The organism is Methylobacterium sp. WL64 (assembly GCF_008039945.1).
Taxonomy (GTDB): Bacteria; Pseudomonadota; Alphaproteobacteria; order Rhizobiales; family Beijerinckiaceae; genus Methylobacterium.
In genome coordinates this window covers 21,397-27,710 of sequence record NZ_VRVA01000075.1, presented here as the reverse complement: position 1 = coordinate 27,710, position 6,314 = coordinate 21,397, and the positions used below count along the sequence as shown (strand labels likewise).

Annotated in this window: 4 protein-coding genes and 1 pseudogene; 3 read left to right on the top strand and 2 right to left on the bottom strand. The window is 63.4% G+C overall.

The window, feature by feature from the left end; all coding sequences use genetic code 11:
* Both FV242_RS23420 and FV242_RS23415 read right to left on the bottom strand, forming a co-directional pair.
* Positions 1 to 127 (bottom strand): annotated as a pseudogene (locus tag FV242_RS23420) (IS110 family transposase); the annotation flags it as partial.
* Between the two features lie 279 nt (positions 128 to 406).
* Complete coding sequence (locus FV242_RS23415; protein ID WP_187278529.1) at positions 407 to 2,755, bottom strand: TonB-dependent siderophore receptor; 2,349 nt, start codon at positions 2,753 to 2,755, stop codon at positions 407 to 409.
* A 253-nt stretch (positions 2,756 to 3,008) separates the two neighbouring features.
* Between FV242_RS23415 and FV242_RS23410 the strand changes: the two genes are divergently transcribed.
* The 3 genes from FV242_RS23410 (at position 3,009) to FV242_RS23400 (ending at position 6,274) form a co-directional block, all read left to right on the top strand.
* Entirely contained in the window at positions 3,009 to 4,196 is a 1,188-nt protein-coding gene (locus tag FV242_RS23410; RefSeq protein WP_187278528.1) for a PepSY domain-containing protein, read from the top strand.
* 17 nt (positions 4,197 to 4,213) lie between these two features.
* Positions 4,214 to 4,891 (top strand): Fe2+-dependent dioxygenase, encoded by a 678-nt coding sequence (locus FV242_RS23405; protein ID WP_147940603.1) that lies wholly within the window; start codon positions 4,214 to 4,216, stop codon positions 4,889 to 4,891.
* A 1,020-nt stretch (positions 4,892 to 5,911) separates the two neighbouring features.
* Positions 5,912 to 6,274 (top strand): hypothetical protein, encoded by a 363-nt coding sequence (locus FV242_RS23400; RefSeq protein WP_147940602.1) that lies wholly within the window; start codon positions 5,912 to 5,914, stop codon positions 6,272 to 6,274.
* The last annotated feature ends 40 nt before the right edge of the window (positions 6,275 to 6,314 follow it).

Here is a 6,314-nt window from a genome sequence, read left to right as displayed (position 1 = left end):
TGGCGAAGAACGGCACGACCTGCGCCCGCCGCAGCGCCTTGCGAACGACGACGTGCCCAGCTGCATCAACGGCGTGAACCTGGAAAATGCTCTTGGCCAGATCGATGCCGACGGTGGTGATCTCCATAGGGATGGCTCCTGCATCTGCGTGGCTGCTGCTTCGACAGCAACCACATCTTGGCACCGAGATGCCGTCAGTTGGAGCGGGAGCCATCCACCCCATCTGCTTATCGGCGACTTAATTCGCCCCAAATGGCCAAGTTTGGCCGAAAGCTGTCTGACTGTTTTCAGGCGAGCAACGAGGTGAAGCAGATTTTTCCGCTCGTAATCTCGCCGACAGAAGCATGCCGTCCGGCTGTGTGATCACGCCAGCATCGCTCGATTGATCCGGGGAGGTGGAACGCGTTCAGAACGTCAGGCGTGCCGTCAGCACGAACGTCCGACCTGGACCGGGCGTGGCCGAGCCGTAACCAGAGACGCTCTCGAAGTTCTTGGTATCGGCGATGTTATAGACGTTGAGCTGCAACGCCGCGTTTTCGGTAAGCCGGTAGGTGGCCAGTGCGTCGAACCGCCAATAGCCGGGCACGAGGGCGGTGTTCGCCGAACTGGTGAAGCGCTCGCCCACATAGTACGCGCTGCCGCCGACCGTCAGGCCCGGCAGGATTAGGTAGGTGCTGGTGAGCGCGAACGTGTTGTGCGGCGTGTTGGCCAGGATGTTGCCCGGCGTCGACACGAAGGCGCCCGTGGTATTCTGGGCGCTCTTCAGGACGCGGCCGTCCAGATAGGTGTAGCCGCCGAACACACTCCAAGCGTCCGTGATCTTGCCGGCAACGCCAAGCTCGAAGCCCTGCACACGCGTGGTGCCGACCGTCGAATAGATACCGTTCGTTGAGTCGACGGCTTCGATCGCGTTCTGCTGGGTGACTTGGAACACAGCGCCCGTCAGGCTGAGCTGACTATCGAACAGGTCGTACTTGGCGCCGGCCTCATAGGTCTCGTTGGTGGTCGGCTTGAGGTTCTGCTGGCCGCCGGTGATCGTCAGGTACTCGCTCGATGGGTCGAACGAGGTTCCGTACATGAAGTAGACGCTAGCGTTGTCGACTGGATGAACGACGGCGCCCGTCCGCCAGCTAACGAACTGCACCTTGTTGACGACGTTGTACGGCGTTGTCGCGTTCAGCGGGCCGGTCTCTATGTAGCTCGGCGTTCGAACGGTCGCCGCGTGCTGGTGGACCGAGAGATCGTCGTACCGAAGGCCGCCCAGGATCTCAAGGTAGCGGTTGATCTTGACCTGATCGCTCGCATAGACGCCGACCGTGTTGCCGACGTCGTAGGTGTCCGTACTGCTGGTTGGAACGACACCCGGACTGGTCGGATAGGGATTGGGGAAACCGACGTTGACACGTGAACCACCCGCGATGTTGGTCCGGTACTGGTCGCGGGTCTCCTGACTGAGCTCGATCCCGCTTAGCAGCGTGTGCTGAAGGCCGAACGTATCGATGTGGCCGACGAGATCGGTCTGGTTCGTGAACAGCGTGTTGACGGTGTGGTTCTGGAAGTCGTTCGTGTTGTTCACGTAGAGGCTGCCCAGTGGACGCGCGAACAGGGCTGCACTCGAAAGCGCCGCGCCGCCGGTGGCCTGCCCGTACAGGTTCGTACCGTTGACCTGGACACCGCGGACGCGCACGAACCGATCGATCAGCGAGTAGCGTGTGGTGTTTGTGATGCTCCAGTCCTGATCGAACGTGTGCTTGTACTGCAGCGTGCCGATATGGGCGTCGACCTGCTCGGTGTCGGAGAAGCCCGGGCTGAGGCGGCCGAAGTAAGTGTTCTTCGAGACCGGCGCAGGTCGGCCATAGTAAGTGCCGAAGTAGCCACCCGGCAGAACCGGGATGCCGTAATCCGGGATATTATTGTCCTTCTGGTAGATGTAGCTGACAGTGACCTGATCGTCCGGTGTCAGGTTCGCCCGAAGCGAAGGGGCAACGCCGAAGCGTGTGGTGTTGATGTGGTCGCGGCCGGCGACATCCGTATCGTTGGCAAGGAATGCGAGGCGGATGGCGGAGTCGCCAAGGACCGTGTTGATGTCCCCGGTGACGCGCGCGCCCGGTGCGCTGTAGCCCGACGCGTCGATCTGCACCTTGTCGGCGGCGAAGAATGGCAGCTTGCTGGTGACGTTGACGACGCCGCCGGTCGAACCGCGCCCGAACAGGAACGAGGACGGACCTTTGAGCACCTCGACGCTCTCGATGCTGAACGTGTCGCGCGTGTACCAGCCAGGGTCGCGGACGCCGTCGCGGTAGAAGTCGTTGCGGGCGGAGTAGCCGCGGATGTTGATGTTGTCGCCCTGCGTGCCTCCCTCGCCGCCGAACATGGTGATGCCGGGCACATTGCGCAGCGTCTCGACAAGCGTCGAGTCGCGCTGATCCTGGATGAGCTGCTGCGGGACGACCGTGATGCTCTGAGGGGTGTCGAGGATCGGGGTCGGCAATCGCTGCAGCTGAAGCTGCCGGGGGTTGTATGGCGAGCCTGTGGGCGGTCCCGACGTGGTGACGTCGAGCTGGTCCATGACGATCGACATGGCCTCTTGCCCTGCTGCCGGCGCAGCGACGAAGGCCAGCGAGGCTGCGCCGAACGCAGCCTGCGAGAGGCGGGTCAATCCGGCTGCGCGAGGGCTGGATCCATTGTCGAATGAGGAGCTGACCCCATCATCGGCGGCCGAGAAGAGTTCGGCGATCAGTTCCTGCTTCTTCATAACAATTCCAGGATACCCGCCCCGTACGTATCTGGCGGGTATCTTAATCCGCATTCTAATATCAATCGGAATCTTTGTATCTGAAATCTTTTGCTGTTATTTCTTGATTATAATAATTTAAAACTGAAGATATACTAGATGAATTCTAAGCTAGCTGATTTGCTTTCGATGGAGTCTTGAACCAAGACCGGCCGGCGGTGACCGAGCGGGTGCAAGACCGATGGCGTTTGAACGACCCCCTTCCTGGCGCACGATGTTCCGCAAGGTGCATCTGTGGCTCGGGATCGGCTTGGCGCTCCTGATCGTGCCGATCACGCTCACCGGCTTGGTCCTCGTGTTCGATGACGAGATCGACGAGGTCCTCAATCCCAGCTTCTACGCGACCACCGGCACGGCCGTGGCTCGTCCCGCGGACGAGTACATGCAGGGCGCAAGCGAGGCCGTGGGCGGGCGAGCTGCGATGCTGCGCTGGCCGAACGGAGAAGGCAGGCCGGTTACCGTCATGGTCCGCCTCCAACCCCCACCATCCGCGGTTGAGCGCAAGCTGGACGGTGAGCGTGGCACCAACCGGAGCGGCAGGCCCGAGGGCCAGGCCGGCAACAGGCGGCCGCCCAGCCGTCTCGTCTATCTCGACCCACCGACCGGCGCGGTGCTCGGCATCAAGGACTTCCGTAATTCGTTGATCGGGCAGGTCCACGTTTTCCACGAGAACCTGATGGTTCCGGAGTACTCCGGCCGCGCCATCGTCGGCTGGACGGGCGTCGCGCTGCTGCTGCTGTCGTTGACCGGGCTGGTCCTCTGGCTGCCGCGCAATGCGCGCCTCGTGCGCGCCTTCGCCTGGCGCCGGGGCCCAACGATGAGCATCAACCTGCACCACCTCGCGGGCTTCTGGATCTCGATTCCCTTGGGATTGATGGCGCTCACCGGCATCGTGCTGGCCTTCCCGCCGCAGGCGAGCGCAGTGCTGAACGCGTTCGACACGCCGCAGCCACCTGTCAGGCGCACCGGCGCCGATCCACTCATGCCACACCCGGCACTCACGGCGGAACGGGCCATTGAGATCGGGAAGGACGCTGCCGAACCCGAGACACCGCGGATGCTCGCTGCGCCCAGCATCACCACGAGGGCGTGGCGCTTGGAGGTCGAGGCTCCAGATGGCACGCGGCACTCGATCAGCATCGACGACGCGACCGGGCAAGCGACGCTGGAACGACCGCCGCGCCGCGGGGATGTCATAGGCACCTGGATGCGACGCGTGCATGAGGGCCGCTCACACGGCCCGATCTGGGCCACGCTGGCGGGCCTCTGCGGGGTCCTGCCGACGCTTCTGGCGATCACCGGCGTACTGATGTGGCTGCGGAAGCGGCGCAACAAGGCGGCGCTGCGGGGTGGCACCTCCGCATTGACTAACTCGCGTCTGATGCCCGCCGAGAGCGCCTAGCCAAACGGACCCATCCCATGCTCGTACATATCCCGCAGGTGCTCAGCGCAGATCAGGTCGCCCGCTGCCGTGCGATCATGGATCGTGCTGCCTGGACCGACGGCCGGGTCACCGCCGGGTTCCAGTCGGCGCAGGTCAAGAAGAACCTTCAGCTGCCGGAGGGCACTGCGGAGGCTCGCGAGCTCGGCGACATGGTCCTGCTCGCGCTCAAGCGTAGCCCACTGTTCCTCTCGGCCGCGCTGCCGCAAACCGTGTTCCCGCCTTTGTTCAACCGGTATGACGCCGGCATGACCTTCGGCGCACACATCGACAACGCCATCCGGCAGTCGCTGGACGGCCAGCGCATCCGGACCGACATCTCGGCGACGCTGTTCCTCAGTGGGACGGACGAGTACGACGGCGGCGAGCTAACGGTCGAGGACACGTACGGCAGCCACGCCGTCAAACTTCCTGCCGGTGATCTGGTAATCTATCCAGCCGACAGCCTGCACAACGTCACGCCGATCACGCGCGGCTCACGAGTGGCCTCCTTCTTCTGGATCCAGAGCCTGATCCGCGACCGGACCCGCCGGGCCCTGCTGTTCGACCTCGACACTTCGATCCGGCATCTGACCCGCGACGTACCGGGACACGAGGCCCTGGTGCCTCTGACGGGGACCTATCACAACCTGCTTCGGCAATGGGCCGAGACGTGACGTGCTTCGTCGATGCGATCAGCCTTTGCCGCAGCCGCCTGCACATCAGCACGCTCCATTCGAATATTCGCCCTTCCACGAGCAAGGCGTCGCCGCTTCACATACGGCGGTACCGCTAAGCTGAGGGCAACTGTCAGCGGCTGGTTCGAGGCGCCTACGTCCGCTTCCGCAGTTGAACGTGTACAGTCGGGGTCTCCGCGCTGAACGCGGAGCCGAAGGTCCGCTTCCGGGCGTCAACCCAACTTCCGCTGCCCACCGAGGATGTGTGAAAACGACAAAGGGGTAGAAGGATCTTCCCGAGAACAACCTGGGCAGCGCCGAAATTTAGGCCTAAATCGCGTCAGAACCGCCCTGCAGCGGGGCCGCTTGTCTGCAGCGTAGAGAATTGTTCTACAATTTCGGCAAGCGCTTTCGTTTTCACACAGGCTCCACCCAACCCGGCCGTTCACCGGCGCCTACCAACACGGTCGATGCTGGCCGAAAGCGGCCCGTCCGCTTCGGAGAAGGTCGGCTGGAAAAGCGGACGGGCCCCTACCGATACTTTGCAGACCCAGCGAAGGTCCGCTCCCCGACAGCTTGGTGGGCAACGATCTACGACTGGCGCGGGTGATTCAGTTGCGACCCGCTCCCCAATCATCTGCTGGTGTATGGTATTGTGCATCGTGGCCCGACCGGCGGATGCCCTTCTCGAGCTTGGCGCCTTCCACGCCCCGCAGCGACACGTTTCGCCGCCGTTCGTAGCAAGTCGGGAGCGCCCGGGCTCTGTTCGTTGCAGTCAGCCGGATGGCAGTCTCGCAACGCAGCCCTCGCTGCCCGGGACGTCACGTGCATACGCCTCGGTCAGGATCTTTCCTCGAACGCAAGGGATCGATCGAGACATCCGACGGTTGTCATGTTGCACCGCAACAATCCCAGCGATCATCCGAGCAACTGCGCGTATCTCTCGCGGTCGCTCGGATCGCACGACCTGCCGCTAGGGCAGAGCGTGGGTCAATAGCCCGCGGTACAAAGGATCCTTCCATGCGCCTTGAACTCTCCCTGGCGGCTTCAGCACTCCTGCTCGGCCTCTCACAGCTTCCGGCCCGGGCCAGCTCCTGTGCCGAGCAGATTGGGACGATCGAACGCCGTCTCGACAGCGCCGGAGCTATTCACGTGGCGGGGCTCCAAGACGGGCATCCGCTCCGCAGCAGCCACTCGCCGAAGGCTCTCGCAGCGGCTCCAACTGCCGAACCCAGCGACGCGGCGATGATCCCCACGCCGGCGCACGTTGCGGACGCGAGACGACTGCTTAGCCGAGCGGTCGAGGAGGATAGCCAGGGTTATCAGCGTGCCTGCGAAGACACGATGACCCAAGCCAAGGGCATGATCGGCGCGCTGCCGTAGGGCGACGCAACTGCTCTCGCCTCTATGTCCGTCCCGCACC

Bases quoted from the DNA above. Each gene is read 5' to 3' on its own strand.
- FV242_RS23415 (WP_187278529.1), bottom strand. From the start codon at position 2,755: ATGAAGAAGCAGGAACTGATCGCCGAACTCTTCTCGGCCGCCGATGAT.
- FV242_RS23410 (WP_187278528.1), top strand. From the start codon at position 3,009: ATGTTCCGCAAGGTGCATCTGTGGCTCGGGATCGGCTTGGCGCTCCTG.
- FV242_RS23405 (WP_147940603.1), top strand. From the start codon at position 4,214: ATGCTCGTACATATCCCGCAGGTGCTCAGCGCAGATCAGGTCGCCCGC.
- FV242_RS23400 (WP_147940602.1), top strand. From the start codon at position 5,912: ATGCGCCTTGAACTCTCCCTGGCGGCTTCAGCACTCCTGCTCGGCCTC.